General features: G+C 60.5%; 13 protein-coding genes and 2 pseudogenes. 10 read left to right on the top strand and 5 right to left on the bottom strand.

Annotation, left to right across the window (positions count from 1 at the left end; translation table 11 throughout):
• The first annotated feature begins 32 nt into the window (after positions 1–32).
• Positions 33–1,301, top strand: a complete 1,269-nt coding sequence (locus GCT13_RS39320) for an MFS transporter (RefSeq protein WP_227747241.1) — start codon at positions 33–35, stop codon at positions 1,299–1,301.
• 227 nt (positions 1,302–1,528) lie between these two features.
• Here GCT13_RS39320 and hutC read toward each other — a convergent pair whose 3' ends face one another.
• Positions 1,529–2,245 carry a histidine utilization repressor gene (hutC, locus tag GCT13_RS39315; protein WP_152767313.1) on the bottom strand — a complete coding sequence of 239 codons (717 nt, stop codon included), beginning with the start codon at positions 2,243–2,245 and terminating at the stop codon, positions 1,529–1,531.
• A gap of 1,415 nt (positions 2,246–3,660) precedes the next feature.
• Complete coding sequence (locus GCT13_RS39305) at positions 3,661–4,002, bottom strand: H-NS histone family protein (RefSeq protein ID WP_152767312.1); 342 nt, start codon at positions 4,000–4,002, stop codon at positions 3,661–3,663.
• 173 nt (positions 4,003–4,175) lie between these two features.
• Here GCT13_RS39305 and GCT13_RS39300 point away from each other — a divergent pair, with 173 nt between their 5' ends.
• The 4 genes and pseudogenes from GCT13_RS39300 (at position 4,176) to GCT13_RS39285 (ending at position 9,995) form a co-directional block, all read left to right on the top strand.
• A complete protein-coding gene (locus GCT13_RS39300; RefSeq protein ID WP_152767311.1) occupies positions 4,176–5,057 on the top strand; it encodes an H-NS family nucleoid-associated regulatory protein in 882 nt (293 codons plus the stop codon).
• Positions 5,058–6,167: 1,110 nt separating this feature from the next.
• A pseudogene (locus GCT13_RS39295) lies at positions 6,168–7,281 on the top strand (IS5 family transposase).
• 350 nt (positions 7,282–7,631) lie between these two features.
• On the top strand, positions 7,632–8,318 hold the full coding sequence (locus GCT13_RS39290; RefSeq protein WP_152767310.1) for an alpha/beta hydrolase: 687 nt from the start codon (positions 7,632–7,634) through the stop codon (positions 8,316–8,318).
• 54 nt (positions 8,319–8,372) lie between these two features.
• The gene (locus tag GCT13_RS39285) at positions 8,373–9,995 is read left to right on the top strand and encodes an ATP-binding protein (protein ID WP_152767309.1); all 1,623 of its coding nucleotides are present in this window, start codon (positions 8,373–8,375) and stop codon (positions 9,993–9,995) included.
• A 122-nt stretch (positions 9,996–10,117) separates the two neighbouring features.
• Here the strand turns inward: GCT13_RS39285 and GCT13_RS39280 are convergent, their stop codons facing one another.
• Both GCT13_RS39280 and GCT13_RS39275 read right to left on the bottom strand, forming a co-directional pair.
• Complete coding sequence (locus GCT13_RS39280; protein WP_152767308.1) at positions 10,118–12,310, bottom strand: xanthine dehydrogenase family protein molybdopterin-binding subunit; 2,193 nt, start codon at positions 12,308–12,310, stop codon at positions 10,118–10,120.
• A 252-nt stretch (positions 12,311–12,562) separates the two neighbouring features.
• A pseudogene (locus tag GCT13_RS39275) lies at positions 12,563–13,018 on the bottom strand ((2Fe-2S)-binding protein); the annotation flags it as partial.
• 333 nt (positions 13,019–13,351) lie between these two features.
• Between GCT13_RS39275 and GCT13_RS39270 the strand changes: the two are divergent.
• Positions 13,352–14,026 (top strand): DUF4410 domain-containing protein, encoded by a 675-nt coding sequence (locus GCT13_RS39270; protein WP_152767307.1) that lies wholly within the window; start codon positions 13,352–13,354, stop codon positions 14,024–14,026.
• A 27-nt stretch (positions 14,027–14,053) separates the two neighbouring features.
• On the opposite strand, the gene GCT13_RS39265 is transcribed toward GCT13_RS39270, so the two are convergent.
• Positions 14,054–15,352, bottom strand: coding sequence for an L-fuconate dehydratase (locus tag GCT13_RS39265; protein WP_152767306.1), 1,299 nt, complete (start codon positions 15,350–15,352; stop codon positions 14,054–14,056).
• A 159-nt stretch (positions 15,353–15,511) separates the two neighbouring features.
• Between GCT13_RS39265 and GCT13_RS39260 the strand changes: the two genes are divergently transcribed.
• From GCT13_RS39260 to GCT13_RS39245, 4 genes are all read left to right on the top strand, one after another.
• Complete coding sequence (locus tag GCT13_RS39260) at positions 15,512–16,273, top strand: GntR family transcriptional regulator (protein ID WP_152767305.1); 762 nt, start codon at positions 15,512–15,514, stop codon at positions 16,271–16,273.
• A 227-nt stretch (positions 16,274–16,500) separates the two neighbouring features.
• Complete coding sequence (locus GCT13_RS39255) at positions 16,501–18,012, top strand: sugar ABC transporter ATP-binding protein (protein ID WP_152767304.1); 1,512 nt, start codon at positions 16,501–16,503, stop codon at positions 18,010–18,012.
• Between the two features lie 19 nt (positions 18,013–18,031).
• Positions 18,032–19,057, top strand: coding sequence for an ABC transporter permease (locus GCT13_RS39250; protein WP_152767303.1), 1,026 nt, complete (start codon positions 18,032–18,034; stop codon positions 19,055–19,057).
• A 96-nt stretch (positions 19,058–19,153) separates the two neighbouring features.
• On the top strand, positions 19,154–20,095 hold the full coding sequence (locus GCT13_RS39245; protein WP_152767302.1) for an ABC transporter substrate-binding protein: 942 nt from the start codon (positions 19,154–19,156) through the stop codon (positions 20,093–20,095).
• Positions 20,096–20,449 lie beyond the last annotated feature (354 nt).

Raw genomic sequence — 20,449 nt, 5'->3', positions numbered from 1 at the left:
TGCATGGAATCGGTGACTCTCGCAGAGCATGGTTGATCGTCGTCATGGTCTTCCTGTTCATGCTTGTCAATTTTGCCGATAAGGCCGTGATCGGCTTGTCTAGCACGTCGATTATGAAGGAGCTGGGCTTGACGCACGCGCAGTTTGGCGCGCTCGGGAGTGCCTTCTTCATACTGTTCTCGGTTTCGGGCATAGCGGTCGGCTTTCTGTCAAACCGAGTCAGCACTAAGGCCATCATGCTCACAATGAGCATCGTCTGGGCTATCACACTGCTACCGATGGCAGGCACCGTGAATTTCAGCGTACTGCTCGCCAGCCGCGTGGTGCTTGGAGCGGCCGAAGGACCGGCATTCCCGATTGCGATCCACGCGGTTTACAAATGGTTCGGCGATGCCAAACGCGCTGTGCCGAGTAGCGTGGTTGCGTGTGGTGCGGCGTTTGGCACGGGGGTAGTTGCGCCACTGCTCACGTGGATCATTGTGCATTTTGGCTGGCACGCTGCATTCATGGTGCTTGGTGTAACTGGCTTTTGCTGGGCCATAGTGTGGTTTGTGCTTGGGAAGGACGGACCGCTGGACCGGAATGCGACCGATGGCATGAGTTCGACACTGAGGATTCCGTACGTGCAGTTGCTGTTCAGTCGTACCGCTTTAGGCGTGTTTATCGCTGGATTCGCCGCTTACTGGATCATCGCGCTGAACATCGTGTGGCTCGCGAACTATTTGATCCGGGGACTGCATTTGACGCCTTCATACGCAGCCTGGATTGTGTTGCTTCCGTCCGTGACGCAGATGGTCCTTGCGCCATTCTGCGCATTTATTTCTCAGGGCATGACGAAAGCTGGTTATTCCAGCCGTTATTCACGCGGGCTGTTTGGCTGCGCTTGCGTCATGATCGCTGGCGCCGCGATGGTGTGCCTGCCGCTGGTGCCGATGGGTCCGCTGAAAGTGGCGTTAATCGCGTTGAGCTTTTCGATTGGCAGCGTAATTTTTACGCTTGGATCAACGTTGATCGGGGAAATAAGCCCGCCCTCGCAACGCGGTGGAATGCTCGGTATAACAAACTCGATTCACACTATCGCGGGCCTGATTGCACCCATTGCGATGGGCATTATCGTCGATGTTGGTGCTGACGCGGCCGACGGTTTCCGAACGGGTTACATCGATGCCGGGGTGTTGGTGGCCACACTGGGTTTGATCGCCGCGTGCCTCATCCATCCAGCCGCTGATTTGCGCCGGTTCCAGCGTCTCGGCTCTCAGCTAAATGAAGGGCCCGCCGGACAGCCGAGCCAAGTTGTTTAACGCATTCGCTATCTTTACGAGCGGCGGGCTTTCGATTTCGCGGTGAACAGCCGGCGCTCTATGCGCTCGCCGTCGTGCGCCGCCCAGCGGAGAGCGCGGAGACGCGTGTGCAAAAGGAGTTCGACTCGATTGGCGTCCGAATCGGCTTTTCTTCGCCACGCGCGACAGACAAAGGCCGGGTCGTGTGGATATCAGGTCGGAGGCTGACCTGATCAGGCTCAGAACGCTCAATATCTACCGTTAAGTTTGTATCTGCTAGCGGGATGCCAAAGAGTGACATCACTTGCGATTTGTCGTTGAGCTTCGGTCCGCCGTCGCAGTACCAGACACGGCTCTCCTATTGGCATCATCAGAGCCTGCCTGACCATCGCATTAGTTTTACGTGCCGTTATCCAGTATTCCGCGCCTTGTGCGGGCGCAACGCGCATCATGTACTCATTTGGCGTCTCGGACTCGAAATCTTGGTCCAGATAGTCCGGGAATACGAGGCTATTGACGTAACGATCCTCGAATTGTATGGGCACGTCGTTCTCGAAATGCACGATGCGTGAGTGGAATGCAGTACCGTTTTGGGGCAACTCAAGGGTTTGCAGGGCGGCGACGTCATGGGTCGCCTCAAGAAGCAGAACCTTGCTGCGATGCGCGTCGCCACGTGAGCGAATCTCCTCGGCAATACTGCGGATTTCGATTAAGGTCGATTGATAGCGACGATCGGTGATAAATGTCCCACGTCCACGTACTCGTGTCAGGACATTCTCACTCACGAGTTCGCGTAGTGCGCGATTTACCGTCATTCGCGACAACGCAAATTCGCTGGCCAATGAGAGTTCCGTCGGAATCATGTCACCCAGGCGCCACTGCCCCGTTTCAATCATCTTCCGAACGTAGTCCTTCAGTTGCTGATAGGCTGGCGTCGCTGTCGTCCCATTCTTTTCCGTATTCATACGTGGACGTCTTCGGGACTAAATTGCTAATTGTATAGGCATTCAGACAGCGTTTCGAGTCTCGGACAGGAACAGCATCGAATTTGTCGCAGTGACCGCCGAGTCACCGATGAGGCGGCATCTGGAAACCATGTGCCTGCGTTCAGAGAGAATCCCTGCCATCCGGATGTATTGCGTCATCAATGCAAGTTGGAACATGCTTGCCGTTGGACGTCGCTGTCTACCAGAAGGCCAGAAGGAATACCTTCCTGTCAGGGCCTGGCGACGGCCCTTGGAGCCCGTGCGTCTCTTGCGGCAACTGTAGATTTGTGTTGAATCGCGCTTTCATCGTTGGACCGGAGGCTACGTTGGGATCGCTACCATGTCCGTCACAGATTGGTGAACCGAGACGGCGTAACAGGCGGCGCGCTGCCGAATTCCAACTTCAAACCGTTACGGTCCGTTCGGCGCAGACCAACGTGGTGCAAGATTTTGGCGCGGCGTGGGAGAAGCCGCCCATCAAGGTCGGGCTGGCAAAGAGGCAGCGTCCGGGCGCGACGCGCTCATCGCCCTCGATCTACCCGTAAGGGAAAGTATAGATTCGCGCGCGGCAGCCGGCGCGACGTTCGTGGAGCTTCGGATCAGTGGTGGATGCATGCAGGCTCGCCACCCGGAGCGGTTCGTCGCCCCGAAGTCCGAAAGGCAGACGTGGTCGCGACATCCGCGCCGCTTCCATCAGCAGATTTGCACACCGTCGAACCATCAGCCACAGCCAGGGCCGCGCGAAGTCCTCTGCCGCTAACTTGAGATGCGTAGCCAGGTGGGCTCGAAACCTCGAAACTTTACGCTCAGCGATGGCTCTGATCCGCGCAAAGCCGTTTTCGAACGTCCTAAGAACGTCGGTGTCGCTAGCTCGATGTTCGAGCCAAAATATGTTTCCAACACTGTCAGGGCGATCGCGCAGGTGACCTTGCCGTTCGGAAGCACCAAGCTGAACGTCGCGCCGGGACGATTCGCGAGCCACCTCAGGTTGGTTTTCAACGATTTCCATCGCGGTTAGGAGCAAGTCAGTAAAGTGCGACGTCGAACGAGATTCACACCCGACGCGATTTCAGTAGCTGGTCGACCAACTTGGGTCCGCGAGCGTGACATTCTTGGGGGTAAGGTTACATATTAAAAACATGGAGCCAGGTGGTTTTTCCGCGACACGACTGAGTGGGCATATTTCAAAAGGAGGGAATGGTTTCTCACTTTTTCGTGCTGTCAGGCCGGCAAGGTGAGGATTTCCAGGCGTCGAGGATGTCCGTACTGGGTAAGTCGCGGGTTGCTAAGACCGCGAGGGCGCTCCTCCCGAAAACATCGAGCCAGTTCGCCGGTGAAGGGATTCGACTGGCAGGGCTAAGCCGACGTTCCTTAACCACGTTATCCTCGGAGCGTCACCGCGTATCGCTCGTTGACAGTTGCACTGTCGCCAACCGGCCGCCCGCAAACGGGTCTTGACTCCAATCGACACCCGGACGTGCTGTAGGTGCCGATGGCGCTGCGCCGTTCACGGCGAAATGCTCGATTGACTGGCCCGCGCTGATGGCCTGTTTGAGCCATTGTGGCATCTCCCCTTCGCCCGACCACGTCTCTCCTGCGGCACTGCGATACTTTGTGGACTTCTGCTGGATCTGGTCCCGGGCTATGGCCGCTGCGAGGTCGTCCGGCTCAATCCCGAATTCGGTCATTCTACGGCGCAGGTAAGCGACCATGCTGTCCCGCTTTCTCTCGTCCATTATGTCTTCCTCTTTGAATGATATTGCGCGAGGTGTGTTCGCATGCTTTCGCAATCCCTGTGCCTCCAGGATACCACTGCTGAGTCGGCGCCCATATTGTCGTGCGGTCAATAGCCCATTTTTGTAGTTATGTGGCATAGTGCGGCCATTACTGACAACGGGGAGAAAGATAAATGGCGACACTCGAGAAACTTCAGGCGCGAATCGCGAAGCTGCAAAGTCAGGCCGAAGCTTTGGCCGCGAAACAGTCGTCTGGCGTAATCACAAAGATTCGCGACATGATGGACAGACATGACCTGACGATTGCCGACCTCGAAGCGCATATCGGTGGTGCCAGGAAGCGTGGCCGGAAGCCGGGCGTCAAGATGACGGTCGGAGCGACTGGCACCGGCAAGGCGAAGTCGGCGACCGGTGCGAAGGGCAAACTGCCACCCAAATACCGTGACCCGAAAACTGGCGCCACGTGGAGCGGTCACGCGCGTCCGCCCCAGTGGATTGCTGGAGCAAAGGACCGCACAAAGTTCCTGATTGACGGCAGTAGTGCGGCGTCCAATGTGGAGGCTGTGAATAAATCCAAAGCTGCAGCCAAGGCGACTGGCGAAGCGGTGGCGAAGGGAAAATTGCCGCCCAAATATCGTAACCCCGAAACCGGCGAAACATGGAGCGGTCACGCCCGGCCGCCGGCCTGGATAAAGGACGTCAAGGACCGGGACGCATTCCTGATTGCGGGGGCGGGCAAGGGGGCGACGGCGCCGAAGGCGGCTGCAGCCTGGAAGGCTCCCGCCAAAAAAGCGGCCGCGAGGGAGCTGGTGACGAAGACGCCCGCTGCCAAGAAAGCGAGCGCAAAGAAGTCGGTCGACAAAAAACTGGCGGTGAAGAAGGTTGCGCCGACCGCCAGGAAGGCGACGGCCAAGGGGCCTGCTATCAAAAAGTCTGCGACGACGAAGGCGGCGGCCAAAAAGGTTGTCGCCAGGAAATCGGCTGCCAGCGCGATGGCTGGTGCCCTGGCTCCCGCGGCGGTACCCGAGACCGCTAGCGCGGCGATCTCGGCCTGATTGCGGTCGCCCGGCTGGTGAGGCAATGAGGCCATCACCGGGCCGGACGCACGAGTCCCGCCCGGGTCAATCGCAAACGATCTGGGGGAGGCACGCATAGTAGGTCGGATGCCGGCTTACGTATGCACCCACGGACGATTGTCGCAATAACCGGGCATTAGAATCCTCTGCATTGTCATGGTAAGCCCTGGAGGGGCACTGCGAGCGCGGGAGAGCAGGGAAGTATCTGCCGGCTTCTCGGCCATTGCCGTCATTCGAGCATCGATATTAGTCAGGCGGCTACACGTCTGCTTTCCCGACATTCCCACTTGCATGGTGGCGAGTGGCCGATTTGACTGCAACTGAATACATATCGCGACGAAAGCGGCTGTCCTGGGGCGCTTCCCCATGACCGCTTCAGGACTTTAAACGGGCGCCTATGAACCGTAAGGTCGGCGATGGATCTTGTGATTCGAAGGTCTCGCAGCCTTTGAACAAGTCAAGCACCGATCGACGCGTTACAAACAGGACAATGTTTGAGCCGCGAGTTGAGTCGCGTATTAGACCACCGACGGTTTGGCGCCCTGAGATCTGACATTTTCCTCAAGAAATGTGAACACGCTATGATGCCTGCGCAGTTTTCTTATCCTTGAGTTGGTCTAGATACAGCTTATATTCATATTCCGTGTAGAAGTCCTGAGTAGGGGTGATAAAAGCTAACGCGTTCGCTGTAGCTCTCGCGCAAAGCGCTCATTGTCCGTTGTACGCTTGAGAAGAAGAAGTAGTTGAAAAACTGAAAGGCTCCACGATCGGGAAAACGGAAATTCCACAAAAAATCTCCCTCGCCTGCACGCTGTGCGGCACTTTTGAGCTTGTCGAACCATTCGTGGAGGCTATCGAGCTTTTGTTGCCGCTTTGGATCCGATGCGCTGAATTTGCTTATTGCACCGGTCCTCAAGAAATGTTGCAGGAACGGACGGTCATGCAAGCTACCAAGGTCGCTGCGCGTAACCGAAACCTTGAGAACCTCTCGCGTGTCTAGCAGGCTGTTGAAATACCCTCCGCATCGGTCATCCGGGCGTCAGGGGTAAACGTTAAAACAACGAATCGAACGAGACTGAGGTTGAAGCGATGCGCGGAGCCGACGGCTATACCGAGTCGATGTTCACGATGTCCAGACTTGATGACTTTGTTCCAGCCAGTCACCCGCTGCGACCGATTCGGCTGTGGTTGAACGACGTGCTCAGTCGCATGGATGAGGTTTTCTCGCGCATGTACGAGAGCGACGTCAAGGGAGGTCGTCGTCCGAGCATCGCGCCGGAGAAACTGATTCGGGCGCTGCTGCTGCAAGTGCTGTATTCGGTTCGCAGCGAACGCATGTTGATGGAGCAAATCTCCTACAACATGCTGTTTCGCTGGTTTGTCGGCCTGGCGATGGACGACGCGGTGTGGGACCACTCCACCTTCAGCAAGAATCGCGACCGGTTGCTGGCCCACGACGTGATTGTCAGTCTGTTCAATGAGACGGTCGAGACAGCGCGCGTGCGTGGCTACCTCTCGGGTGAGCATTTCAGTGTGGACGGCACGCTCATCCAGGCCTGGGCCGGACACAAGAGCTTTGTGCACAAGGCGAAGTCGGACGACGACACGCCACCTGATGGAGGCGCTGGCGCCCAGGAGAACTGGCACGGCGAGAAGCGTAGCAACGATACGCATGAATCCAGCACGGACAGTCAGGCGCGGCTGTTTCGCAAGAGTCGTCGCACTGGCGCAATGCTCTGCTATATGGGCCACGTGCTGACCGATAACCGGCACGGCCTGGTGGTGAACGCACAGGTGACGCAGGCCAATGGCAAGCACGGCCGAGCGTGACACAGCGGCCGAGATGCTTGCGGATGCCGCGCAATTTGCCGGCGTGTCTATTACGGTAGGTGCCGACAAGAACTACGACACTGCCAGCTTCGTTGCGACGTGCCGCGCAAATAGTGTGACGCCGCATGTGGCGCAAAACAATGGCCGCGCGGGCGGCTCGGCCATTGACGGACGTACGACGCGCTGGCCCGGCTACGCCATCAGTCAGCGCAAGCGCAAATGCATTGAGCAGGTCTTTGGCTGGAGCAAGACAGTCGGCAGGATTCGACAGGTGATGTATCGAGGCCTTGAGCGGGTCGACCAACTCTTCCTGCTGACTCAGGCGGCCTACAACCTGACGCGCATGCGAACGCTCGCCACCCGGACGACGTGAACATGCGAGTAAACGCGAAAGCGACATTGGCTGCACTTGAATGAAAAAGTCCAGCATCAAAGCGGCGCAAACAGTTCTTCGCAACGGCTCTTCCGAATGCGATGGCACGTGTCGGCGAAGGGATATTTCAACAGCCTGCTAGTGAAACCAGGCTCCAGATCAGGTCCATTTGTCTAAATTCGCCGCGTCAAGTTCGTTTGTCTCGGATCAGGTCGCGTTTGTACGTCGCCAGGAAAGGCGGCCGCGCGCGTCGTCTATCCCGCCAATCATGATATATTGAATATCTAGAGGCTCTTCCGGCTGGAACGTCCATCACTGCGCGCAACGCGCGTTCATATCCAGGTTCCACAATGTTCGACCCTTCGCTGTTTGGCCGTCTTTCGTTCACGCATGCCGAGCCGGGTAAGGGCCCGTTGCCGCCCGGCCGCCATCGTCTGGGAATCGCCGATGAGCGCGACGCGGTTCTGTTCGTGCCGACGGGCCTCGATACGCAAGGTGCACAACGCTCCGTGCCGCTTTTTGTGATGTTCCATGGCGCGGGCGGTTTCCCGGAGAAGGTGCTGCCGTTTATCGAAGAGCACGCCGAGCGAGACAAGTTTCTCGTGCTCGCGCCGCACTCGATGTATCCGACGTGGGACATCGTGATCGGCGGCAGCGGTCCGGACCTCGAGCGGCTGCATCGGGCGCTCGTCGAAGTGACCACGCGCTATAGCATCGACCGTGGACGCCTTGCGTTTGCAGGCTTCTCGGACGGCGCGAGCTACGCGCTGTCGATCGGCATCACGAACGGCGATATCGCGAGCCACGTGATCGCGTTTTCCGGCGGCTTCATGTCGGTTTTCATGCAGGAAGGCGTGCCCAAGGTGTTCATCGCGCACGGCCTGCGCGACGAACAGCTCCCCATTGAAACCAGCGGCCGCGCGAACGCAGCGAAGCTGAAGTCGGCCGGCTACGATGTGCAATTCGTCGAATTCAACGGCTTGCATGCGATCCAGCCTGCCGTCGTCGGCATGGCAATCCAGTTCTTCCTCGGCTAGCTTGCGCGAAGTCGAGCGCCGCGCCACCGGACCACAACCGATACGAGTGCGTTTATGGACTTTGAAATTCCGGAATCACTGGTGCATCCTCTGCTCGCGATGATCGAATCCGAATCGCCGCTGGCCAGACAGCTCAATCAGCACGGCGCGTGTCACGGCAACATGCTGGTGTCGAGCAAGCTGTTCGATTCGAGGTCGCTGAATACGCTGTATTCGCTGAGCAAGGCGAACAACGAGCGCGCGCTGATGTTCCAGATGCTCGCGCTCGACAACATCTACAACGCGCCGCAGGCACGCACGATTCCGGGCCTCGATCAGCTGGTGCCGGGCTTGATTGCGTATCTGTCGCGCGATGCGATCGACGGCTGGCTGTACAAGCGCGCGAAGGACGGCACGCTGCTGCCGTGGCTCGTGCGCCGCATGCGCTACGTCGAACCCGAGCAGGGCATGCCATACGTCGTGGTCGATATGCTGGCGAACACGATGCAATCGGCGAACTCGGAGCACGCCGACCCGCACATGCGCCTCTCGGGCATGACGACATCGCTCGTGTTCAACCGTCTCGACATCGCGAATCGCACGATCCCCGAGCTGCTCGCCGAGTTCGGCTTCTACAAGGAGTGCCCGGAATTCAAGCGCGAATACGAGCAGTACGCGCAGCGCTTTCTGGAGTTTCAACCGCGTTTTGGTGCGCAGTTCGTCGTGTCGAAAGCGGCGTTTGCCGTCGACGCGAAGGGCGCCGTGGAACTGACGCGTATCGTCGATGGCGTGAGCGCGAAGTGCATCAACGATGAGGAGACGCTGGAGCGGCGCTTTCAGACGACAGCCGACGCCGATTTCTGGCGCGGCGCGAATGTCGCGAGCGGCTTCGACAAGGTGCCGCTGCATTGCTACGTCTGTCTGTATCACCTGGAATGGCACCGGAATATCTGGGTGCATGTGCAGAACATGACCGAATACCAGTACCAGCCCGAACTGCGCGACAAGCTCGTTCTGCCCGAGCATCATCGCGATCTGATCGACATTCTGACGTCCAGGCTGAACGTATTCGTGCAGGACTTCGTGCCGGGCAAGTCGGGCGGCACGACGATTCTGTGCCAGGGCGCGCCCGGACTCGGCAAGACGCTGACGGCGGAGATCTATTCGGAAGTGGTCGGCAAGCCGCTGTACCGCGTGCATTCGGGGCAGCTCGGCACGACGGCGGCATCGGTCGGTGCAACGCTGTCGGGCATCTTGCAGCGCGCGACGCGCTGGGATGCGATCCTGCTGCTCGACGAAGCCGACGTCTACATCCGTCGCCGTGACAACGACCTCGAGCACAATGCGATCGTCGCGGAGTTCCTGCGCACGCTCGAGTACTTCAACGGCTTGCTGTTCATGACGACCAATCGGATCGACGATGTCGACGACGCGATCCTGTCGCGCTGCATCGCGAAGATACAGTACGAGACGCCGCCGAGGCGCGATGCGATCCGTCTATGGAAGCTGCTCGCCGAGCAGTTGGGCGCGGACATCGACGACGATCTGATCGAAACGCTGACGAGCGCTTATCCGAAAGCGAGCGGACGCGACATCAAGGAACTGCTGAAGCTGACGACGCGCTATTGCCGCGCGAAACAGATTCCACTATCGGAGCAGGCGTTCAGGACGTGCGCGATGTTTCGCGGGCATGCATGACGGCGCGCGCCTGTAATGCTCACGCCGGCGGTGCGCAGATGACAGCGTGACGCATCAAGAGGGCCGGGGCCATTTGCTTGGCCCCGGCTGATTTCTTCACGCATACGCGTGCTTCACTCTCTTCACGCGAGGCTTTGCGTCGTCAACGGCAGCGCATGAACGCGCTTGCCCGTGGCCGCGAAAATTGCGTTCGCCACTGCGGGCCCCACAGGCGCCACGCCTGGCTCGCCGATGCCCGTCGGCGCTTCCGTCGAAGGGACGATGTGCACTTCGACTTGCGGCATCGCGTCGATGCGCAGCACACGGTAGCCGTCGAAGTTGTTCTGCTCGATGCGTCCGTCCTTCAACGTGATCGCGCCATACAGCACCGCGCCCAGACCGAAGCCGATGCCGCCCTCGATCTGCGCCGCGATCACGTCCGGGTTGATCGCCGTGCCGCAATCCACCGCGCAGACGACGCGATCCACCTTGACCTTGCCATCCTTGTCGATCGAGACCTCGGCGACCTGTGCGACATACGTGTGGAACGCTTCGGCCACTGCGATTCCGCGTCCCTTGCCGCGCGGCAAAGGCTTGTTGCTCCAGCCCGCCTTCTGCGCGGCGAGATCGAGCACGGCGCGCATGCGCGGCTGATGTTCGAGCAGATCGCGCCTGAACGTGTATGGGTCCTTGCCGGCCGCATGCGCCGCTTCGTCCATGAACGCTTCGACGGCGTAGGCCGTGTGCGAGCTGCCGACCACACGCCACCACAGCACGGGCACGCCCGTGCGCGTCGTCGACAGCTGGACCGAGATGTTCGGAATCGCGTACGCGATGTTCGCGGCGCCTTCCACCGATGTTCCGTCGATGCCGTTCTTCACCATCGCTGCAAACGGCGTGTCGGCGACGATCGACTGGCCGACGATCCGGTGCTGCCAGCCTACGAGCTTGCCATCGCGCGTGAGTCCCGCTTCGAGCTTGTGGAAATACATCGGCCGATAAAGACCGCCGTGGATGTCGTCCTCGCGCGTCCACTGGAGCTTCACGGGCGTGCCGTTCGCGCCGAGCGCCTTCGCGATCGACACGGCCTCGGAGATGTAGTCCGAGCCCGGATTCGCGCGCCGGCCAAAGCTGCCGCCCGCGTACAGCGTGTGAATGCTGACCTGCTGCGGCTGCAGGCCCGCCGCGCGCGCGGCGTTCGCCTGATCGATGGTCTGGAACTGATCGCCTGCCCAGATTTCGCAGCTGTCGGCCGTGAGCTTGACGACGGCATCGAGCGGCTCCATCGGCGCATGGGCGAGATACGGAAACTCATAGCTCGCAGAGATTTTGCGCGCCGCGCCCTGGATCGCCTTCGACGCGTCGCCTTCTGTGCGCGCGGGCAGGCCGGGCTTGTCGGCGATCTTGCGATACTCGGCCATGATGTCCGCCGAGCTGCGCTTCTCCGCGTGCGAGTCGTCCCATTCGACCTTCAGCGCATCGCGGCCCTGCTTCGCGGCCCAGAAGCTCTTGCCGACGACGGCGACGCCACGCGGCACCTGCACCACATCGACGACGCCGGGCACCGTCTTGGCCGCCGACGCATCGAACGATTTCACCGTTGCGCCGAACTGCGGCGGACGCTGCATCACGGCGACGAGCATGCCGGGGAATGTGACGTCGATTGTGAATTGCGCGGTGCCGTCCGTTTTCGGCGGCACATCGACGCGCGGCGACTGGCTGCCGATCAGCTTGAAATCTTTCCGGTCCTTGAGCGTGACCTGGTCCGGCACGGGCAGCGCCGCCGCTGCCGTCGACAGCGATCCGTAGGTTGCGCGCTTGCCGCTCGCGTCGTGATAGACGACGCCGCGCTCGGTGCGCAACTCGGACGCGGGCACTTTCCATTGCTGCGCGGCCGCCGTGACGAGCATGATGCGGGCCTTGGCGCCTGCTTCGCGCAACTGCATCCACGAATTGGCCATCGCCGAACTGCCGCCCGTTCCCTGTATCGTGCCGAACGCGAGATTCGCGTAGCGCTTCGCATCGGCGGGGGCGCTTTCGACGCGGACGTGCGTCCAGTCCGCGTCGAGTTCCTCGGCGACGATCGTCGCAATGCCCGTGTACGCGCCCTGGCCCATCTCGACGTGCTTGGCGATCACGGTCACGCTGTCGTCGGGGCCGACTCGCAGAAACGCATTCGGTGCGAACGTGCCGTTCGCCGTCTCAGCGGCGACCGCGCGCCGCGACGTGCCGGCCCATTCGAAGCCGACGGTCAGCGCCAGCGCGGCCGCCGCACCGGCGCCTTTGAGAAACGTGCGTCGCGACGGACGCTGAACATCAACGATATCGGTCGTCATCGCTTATCCCCTGTCGACCAGAGTTAGCGCTTCAGCGCTTACTCTGGTCCCATGCACGGCGGTGCGGTCGGCCAGAGTTAGCGTTTCAGCACTTGCAGTGGTCCCATGCACGGCGGTGCGGTCGGCCAGCGTTAGCGCTTCAGCACTTGCAGTGGTCCCATGCACGGCGGAGCGGTTGACCAGTGTTGGTGTTTGTGCGCCAGCGCGGTCGGCCAGAATTGGCGCCTCGCTCTCGTCCGATGCAACCTGATTACGCATCGCGCCAGCCGCATCGTGGATCGCCGCGCGAATCCGCGTGTACGTCGCGCAGCGGCAGATGTTGCCGCTCATTGCGGCGTCGATGTCGGCGTCGGTGGGCTTGGGGTTTTGCGCGAGCAACGCAGCCGCGGACATGATCTGCCCGGACTGGCAGTAACCACACTGCGGCACCTGCAACTTGACCCACGCGGCCTGCACGGCCTTGGCCGGTTTGCCTTGCAGCCCTTCGATCGTCGTGACATGGCGGCCTTCGACAGCCGACAGCGGCGTGACGCAAGAGCGTATCGGCTGCCCTTCGAGATGGACCGTGCACGCGCCGCATTGCGCCATGCCGCAGCCGAACTTCGTCCCGTGCAGGCCCGCGACCTCGCGGATCGCCCATAGCAGCGGCATGTTGGGATCGGCGTCCAGCGTCGTGGACTTGCCGTTGAGAAGCAAAGTGGTGGACATCGATGACTCCGAGTGTGGTTCGGGTTCTGATCGTTCGTGCTCGCGACGTTTCGCGGCCGGCGTCATACGGCGGGAAATCTGCGTGGCGGGTGAACTGCGGCGAAGCGCTCGCTGCGGTTGCCGTCCTTTCACGGCCACGGTGTGCGGGGCGCCGGCGACGCAATGGGAACCCGTGGAGTGTGGCTCAAAGCCGCAGCTTCCTGTTATTCGGAACCTCTCGAAGTCTTGCCTAATCCTGCGGGACCGTTCGTCGGCCGGCGCGATGCAGGAGGCGTATATTCGCCGTGTGGCGCGTCGATTCCGTCATGATCCCGACGATCAGGAGAGCCGCCTATGAACAATCGATCGTGGAAGTGCCCGCTCGCGGCCATCTGGCTGTTCGCATTCGCGTCGATGGGAATCGCGCAGGAGGCTCGCGTGATGTCCGGGGCGACGGCCGTTTATGTGTCCGACTTCGAACTCGACACGGCCAACGTTACGCCGGACCAAAGCCGGCTGAGCAGGGCGCGTCGCCTTGCCGGCAACTTGTCGCCGCTGCACCTGACACAGCAGGACCCGCAGGCGAAGTCCCAGCAGATCGTAGCCGGGATGTCCGATACCCTGATTGCCGATCTGCGTAGCAAAGGCGTCGATGCACGCCACCTTCCCGGCGGCGCCGAAGTGCCTGCGCAAGGCTGGCTGGTGCGCGGCGTTTTCCTGAGCGTGGACGAGGGCAATCGCGTGCGGCGCGCCGTGGTCGGCTTCGGCGCGGGACAAGGGAAGATCGAACTCGCGATCGCCATCGATGCGTTGCCCAATCCGACGCCGCAGCCGCTTTATCAGGAGATTGAAGGTCAATCCGGCAAGCACGCGCCGGGTGCGATGGTCAAGCTCAATCCCTATGTGGCCGCGGCCAGGTATGTGATGGCGGGCAACGACGAGAAGGCAAACATCAAAGAGGTTGCGGGACAGGTCGCCGATGCTGTCGTCGCGCGAATGAAAGAGCACGCCGAAGCGCCGCAGCAATGAGCGGGGCGCTTCGGCTAGTGCGTTCTCTCAGACGCGCCACGCCTCGCCTTCAGGAAAGCCGTGCTTGTCGAGCGAGTCGGCCTTCATTTCGATGCTGTAGCCCGGGCGTTGTGGCGGCATGTAGCGGCCGTTGCGAATCACGACGGGATCGACGAAGTGCTCGTGCAGATGATCGACGTATTCGAGCACGCGGTTTTCCAGCGAAGCCGACACGCAGATGTAGTCGAACAGCGAAATGTGCTGGACGTACTCGCACAATCCGACGCCGCCCGCATGCGGACACACGGGCACGCCGAACTTCGCCGCCATCAGCAGCACGACGATCACCTCGTTCAGTCCGCCGAGGCGGCAGCTATCCACCTGACAGAAATCGATTGCCTGCGCCTGTAGCAACTGCTTGAACATCACGCGGTTGTGGCAATGCTCGCCCGTCGCGACGCCGATGGGATGAAGGCGCTTGCGGATCGCCGCGTGGCCGAGAATGTCGTCGGGGCTCGTCGGCTCTTCGATCCACCACGGATCGAACTCCGCGAGACGCCGCATGTTCGCGACGGCTTCATCGACGTCCCACACCTGGTTTGCGTCCATCATCAGCTTCAGGTTTTCGCCGATCTCCTCGCGCAATATTCGCGCGCGCCGCACATCCTCTTCGAGATTGCCGCCCACTTTCTGCTTGAAGTGCGTCCAGCCCTGCGCGACGCCTTCGCGCGCGAGCCGGCGAATCTTGTCATCGTCATAGCCGAGCCAGCCGGCCGACGTCGTGTACGCCGGATAGCCGTGCGCGAGCATTTCCTTTTCGCGCTTGCCTTTCGTGCTCGCGTGACGATGCAGCATCGCGATGGCTTCATGTGGCGTGATCGCGTCCGTCACATAGCGGAAGTCGAGGCAGCGCATGAGTTCTTCCGGGCTCATGTCGACGAGCAGCTTCCACACGGGCTTGCCTTCCGCTTTCGCCCACAGGTCCCACACAGCGTTCACGACAGCCGCCGTCGCCAGATGGATCGCGCCTTTGTCAGGGCCGATCCAGCGCAATTGACTATCTGATGTCACCTCGCGCCAGAAAGCGCCCATGTTCGCGGCGATATCTTCGAGGCGCTTGCCGATGACGAGCGGCGCCAATGCATTGACGGCGGCCACGCAGATTTCATTGCCACGTCCGATCGTGAACGTGAGGCCATGACCCGCGAGCCTGTTCGGCGAATCAGTTTCGAGAATGACGTAGGTGGCGGAGTAGTCCGGCGCGGCGTTCATCGCGTCGGACCCATCGAGGGAACGCGAAGTGGGAAAGCGGATGTCCCGAACGGACAGCCTGGTGATCGTGGTCATCTGAGCAACCTCCGGGGGCGATGGCTATCGGCTTCCGTCTGCGAAGAAAGACGGACCGGCTCGTGCATGCAAGCGCCACGTAAGCCCCGATAAGGGAAATCACCGAGCGTATTTACTAAGCGTTTGCACGCGTTGACAACACTTCATTCACTTCCTAGCATGCTAGCATGTCTTAAGGAAATCAAGCGCGCCGTGAGCACTTCATCCGATGAAGCGAGTGCCGTCAGTAATCCGTATGACGCATTGCCAAAGATCAGGGGCGGCGAGCGGGGCAGCCTGACCGACGCAGTCGAACAGGCGCTGAGAGAAGCGATCGTGACGCTGGTGCTGGAACCAGGAATGATGATCGACAAGATGGCGGTCTGCGACCGGATGGGGGTATCACGCTTTCCGGTTTCCGCTGCGTTGGCAAGGCTCGCGCATGCGGGCCTCGTCGAAGTGCTTCCGCAGCGTGGCACGCGCGTCAAGCCGATCGCGCTCGACGACATCCGTCAGCATCTGTTCATCCGCAGCGCGCTCGAAGTCGAGACCGTGCGCGATGTCGCGCTGATGCACAACAAGGCGACGCTCGATGCACTCGCAGTCAATCTCGACGAGCAGCGCAAAGCAGTCAAAAGCGGCGAACGCCTTGCGTTTCATGTACTCGATCTGGCTTTTCACGAAGTCCTGCTCGATGCCGTCAATCTGCCGCGAGTGAAGGAAATCGTCGCGGTGTCGCGCAATGCACTCGATCGCGCGAGGCAATTGCTAGCAAGTCCCGAGCGGCTCGTGCATACGCTCGAAGAGCACGAGATCATCTTCGAAGCGATTCGTAGCGGAAAGGCCGACGCGGCGGCGAAAGCGATGCACGGTCATCTCGATCAGGTGGTTGCAGAGCTGCGCCGGTCTGCGAAGGAAAGGCCGGATCTTTTCGGGCCGTAACGACTCACACGATGATGAATCCGCGCACCTGAACGACTTTTATGCAGCGTCAAAGCTCGCTGCATGGGATCAAAGGGGGTCCCGGTAATGTGCCTGGCTTTTCGTTTTGTTTCCAGTCCTGAAAGACAACGAGGACCAGCGCTTCTCCAATCCGCTTCCCGCGATGAGGCCTTTGGCCGTCGCGCCGGAGCCAGCGGATGTCAGCCATTTGTCGGCAGGTCCGCGCCATGACACCGCTCATTTCAGTCAATAAGCTTAACAAGAGCTTTCCGGGTGTAAGGGCGCTTCATGAGGTCCAGTTCGAACTCGTGACGGGCGAAGTCCACGCGCTGATGGGCGAGAACGGCGCCGGCAAGTCGACGCTGATGAAAATTCTCGCAGGCGTCTATACGCGCGATTCGGGCGAGATTCTCTATGACGGCAAGCCCGTCGAGTTCACGTGTCCGCGCGATGCGCAGGCCGTGGGCGTCGGCATCATTCATCAGGAACTGCAACTGATGAATCATCTGACCGTCGCGCAGAACATTTTCATCGGACGCGAGCCGCGCGGACGACTCGGCCTCTTCCTCGACGAAGACAAGCTCAATGCGCAAGCAGCCGATATTCTCGCGCGCATGCATGTACGGCTCGACCCGCGCAAGGTGGTCGGCACGCTGACGGTCGCGAGTCAGCAGATGGTCGAGATCGCGAAAGCATTGTCCTTCGATTCGCGCGTGCTGATCATGGACGAGCCCACTTCCGCGCTCAACGACGCCGAGATCGCCGAGCTCTTTCGCATCATCCGTCAGTTGAAGGACCGAGGTGTGGGGATCATCTACATCTCGCACAAGATGGATGAGCTGAAGCAGATTTCCGATCGCGTCACTGTGCTGCGCGATGGCGAATACGTTGCGACGGTGGCCACGGCCGACACCAGCGTGCAGGCGATCATCGGCATGATGGTGGGCCGCACGCTGGCCGACGTGACGCCGACGCACGGCACCACGCAGCACGGAGATGTCGCGCTCGAAGTGAAACACCTGAACGCCGGCCCACTCGTCAGGGATGTGAGCTTCACGCTGCGCAAAGGCGAGATATTGGGCTTTGCCGGCCTGATGGGCGCGGGCCGCACCGAGGTCGCGCGCGCCGTGTTCGGCGCCGATCCCGTCGAATCCGGCGAGATCGTCGTGAACGGCGTGACGGCGGTGATCAAAAGGCCAAGCGACGCGGTGGCGCGCGGGATCGGCTATCTGTCCGAGGACCGCAAGCGCTTCGGCCTTGCAACGGGGATGGACGTCGAATCGAACATCGTGATGTCCGACCTGGGCAAATTCCTGTCGTTCAACTTTTTCCTGCGCCGCGCGCAGATGCGCAAGGCGGCATCCCGTTTCATCAGTCTGCTTGCGATCCGCACACCTTCGCCGGCACAGCCCGTGCGGCTTCTATCGGGCGGCAACCAGCAGAAGATCGTCATTGCGAAATGGCTCGAACGGGACTGCGACGTGCTCTTCTTCGACGAGCCGACGCGCGGCATCGACGTCGGCGCCAAGAGCGAAATCTACAAGCTGCTGCGCTCGCTTGCCGGGCAAGGCAAGGCGATTGTCATGATCTCGTCGGAATTGCCGGAAATCCTGCGCATGAGCGATCGCATCGTGGTGATGTGCGAAGGCCGCATCACGGGCGAACTGTCCGCAAGCGACGCGACGCAAGAGCGCATCATGCATCTCGCGACACAGCGCGAAACCCTGAAAGCAGCCTGATCCTCAAGAGGTCGAGTACATGACACAGCCATCGGATACTGCAGCGCTGTCCAACGAAAGACGATCGTCGGGCCTGAGAGCGCGCGTCTTTTCGCCGACTGCTCTGCAAAAGATGCTCGCCTTCACGAGCCTGATCCTGCTGCTGATCTTCTTCAGCTTCGCTTCGCCTGCATTCATGCAGATGGACAACATCCTCGGCATTTTGCAGGCGACGGCCGTCAACGGCGTGCTGGCGATCGCGAGCACGTTCGTCATCATCACAGGGGGCATCGATCTGTCCGTCGGCACGTTGATGACCTTTACCGCCGTCATTTGCGGCGTGTTTCTCACGTACTGGCATTTGCCGATGTGGATTGGCGTGGTCGCTGCGATTGCAACGGGTGCGATCTGCGGAACCGTATCGGGCACGCTGACGGCGAAAATGAAGATCCCGCCATTCATTGCAACGCTCGGCATGATGCTGCTGCTGAAAGGCCTTTCACTCGTCGTGTCCTCCGACCAGCCGATCTATTTCACCGACACTGAGAACTTCTACATGATCTCGCAGGACTCGCTAATTGGCTATTTCCTGCCCAGCGTGCCCGTGCCGAACGCGGTGCTGATCCTCTTTGCTCTTGCGATCGTGAGTTCGATCGCGCTCAATCGCACGGCGCTTGGCCGCTATACGTTCGCGCTCGGCAGCAATGAAGAAGCCGTGCGGCTTTCCGGCGTGAACGTGGACCGCTGGAAGATCGCGATTTACGGCGTGGGCGGCGCGATTTGCGGCGTGGCCGGACTGCTCATTGCGTCGCGTTTGAACTCGGCACAGCCGGCGCTGGGCCAGGGCTACGAGCTCGAAGCGATCGCCGCGGTCGTCATCGGCGGCACTTCTCTTAGCGGCGGCTCGGGCACGATACTGGGCACGATCATCGGTGCATTCATCATGAGCGTGCTGACCAACGGGCTGCGCATCATGTCCGTTGCGCAGGAATGGCAGATCGTGGTGACGGGGCTCATTATCATTCTCGCGGTGTACGCGGACATCCTGCGACGCAAGAAGGGCTGACACAGTACGGGACAAGATCAAGAAGGGGAGCACGTAGCACGTAAAGGCTCCCTCAACGGCTGGAGGGTGATGGCCTACCTTAGGAGGAGAAACCCCATGTTGAAAAGAAGACTCATCAGTATCGCGATAGGTGTCGGTGCGCTCACTGGCGCGACCAGTCTTGCGTACGCGGACGAGCCGTATATTCCGCTCATCTCGAAGGGCTTTCAGCACCAGTTCTGGCAAGCCGTGAAATCCGGCGCGGAACAGGCTGCGAAGGAGCAGAACGTCAGGATCACCTTCGAGGGTCCGGAAACGGAAGCGATGGTCGACAAGCAGATCGACATGCTCTCGGCCGCGCTCGCGAAGAAACCTCAGGCGCTCGGCATTGCCGCGCTCGACAGCAAGGCGGCGATTCCGCTGCTCAAGCGCGCTCAGTCGAGCAAGATCCCCGTCATCGCGTTCGACTCGGGCGTCGACAGCAACATCCCGTTGACGACCTGCGCGACGGACAACCTTGCGGCCGCCGCGCTCGCCGCCGACAAGATGGCCGGGATGATCGGCAACTCGGGCGAGGTCGGCGTGATCGTGCACGATCAGACGAGCCGCACGGGCATCGATCGCCGCGACGGCTTTCTCAACGAGATGAAGACGAAGCATCCGGGCATCAAGATTGTTTCGGTCCAGTATGGCGGCGGCGACCACTTGAAGTCGGCGGAAATCGCCAAGGCGATGATTCAGGCCAACCCGAATATCAAGGGCATTTTCGGCGCGAACGAAGGCTCGGCGGAAGGCGCGGCAATCGGCGTCAAGGAATCGGGCAAGAAACTCGTGCTGATCGGCTACGACTCGGGCAAGGAGCAAAAGGAGGACATCACGTCGGGCTTGATGGCGGGCGCGATCACGCAGAACCCGATTGGGATCGGCAAATGCGTCGTCGACTCAGCGGTAAAGGCGTTGAAAGGCGAGAAGCTGCCGAAGAAAGTCGACACGGGGTACTACTGGTATGACAAGAGCAATATGAATGACCCGAAGATTTCCGCAGTGCTGTATGACTGATGCGCGTCAGTAGTCGTGCGTTCTGAGAGAGACAGAGGAAGGGCTGCGGCCCTTCCTCTTTTTTCGTGTGCGCCCAGCATGGGCGCACTCCTGCGGGTGGAAGTCCCGCCATAAGCTGATCACGGCAAATGAAGTGAAGCGCAACTGCATGAGGGTGACCGAGTGTGGGGAGGAAGCGTGGAGCGTAAATCGCGAGCCGATGGACAAGAACCGTATAGAAGGCGCTGCCGAGCAGGGCGAGCGGGCACGTAACCGCGAAGCTCCCGTGATCAAGGCGAAGTGGCGTAGATGCGGCGGTTGTGCGATGAAGGAGTGCGTTCTTACCTGGGGAGATCTCGCCTTGTGCCTGAAAGG

The organism is Paraburkholderia franconis (assembly GCF_009362735.1).
GTDB classification, from domain to species: domain Bacteria; phylum Pseudomonadota; class Gammaproteobacteria; order Burkholderiales; family Burkholderiaceae; genus Paraburkholderia; species Paraburkholderia franconis.
Note: the sequence above shows the minus strand (reverse complement) of the source record. Positions and strands in the feature narration are given on the sequence as shown.

Coding starts and splice junctions, on each gene's coding strand:
- hutC (WP_152767313.1), bottom strand. CDS start 2,245: ATGAATACGGAAAAGAATGGGACGACAGCGACGCCAGCCTATCAGCAA.
- GCT13_RS39305 (WP_152767312.1), bottom strand. CDS start 4,002: ATGGACGAGAGAAAGCGGGACAGCATGGTCGCTTACCTGCGCCGTAGA.
- GCT13_RS39300 (WP_152767311.1), top strand. CDS start 4,176: ATGGCGACACTCGAGAAACTTCAGGCGCGAATCGCGAAGCTGCAAAGT.
- GCT13_RS39290 (WP_152767310.1), top strand. CDS start 7,632: ATGTTCGACCCTTCGCTGTTTGGCCGTCTTTCGTTCACGCATGCCGAG.
- GCT13_RS39285 (WP_152767309.1), top strand. CDS start 8,373: ATGGACTTTGAAATTCCGGAATCACTGGTGCATCCTCTGCTCGCGATG.
- GCT13_RS39280 (WP_152767308.1), bottom strand. CDS start 12,310: ATGACGACCGATATCGTTGATGTTCAGCGTCCGTCGCGACGCACGTTT.
- GCT13_RS39270 (WP_152767307.1), top strand. CDS start 13,352: ATGAACAATCGATCGTGGAAGTGCCCGCTCGCGGCCATCTGGCTGTTC.
- GCT13_RS39265 (WP_152767306.1), bottom strand. CDS start 15,352: ATGACCACGATCACCAGGCTGTCCGTTCGGGACATCCGCTTTCCCACT.
- GCT13_RS39260 (WP_152767305.1), top strand. CDS start 15,512: ATGCTAGCATGTCTTAAGGAAATCAAGCGCGCCGTGAGCACTTCATCC.
- GCT13_RS39255 (WP_152767304.1), top strand. CDS start 16,501: ATGACACCGCTCATTTCAGTCAATAAGCTTAACAAGAGCTTTCCGGGT.
- GCT13_RS39250 (WP_152767303.1), top strand. CDS start 18,032: ATGACACAGCCATCGGATACTGCAGCGCTGTCCAACGAAAGACGATCG.
- GCT13_RS39245 (WP_152767302.1), top strand. CDS start 19,154: ATGTTGAAAAGAAGACTCATCAGTATCGCGATAGGTGTCGGTGCGCTC.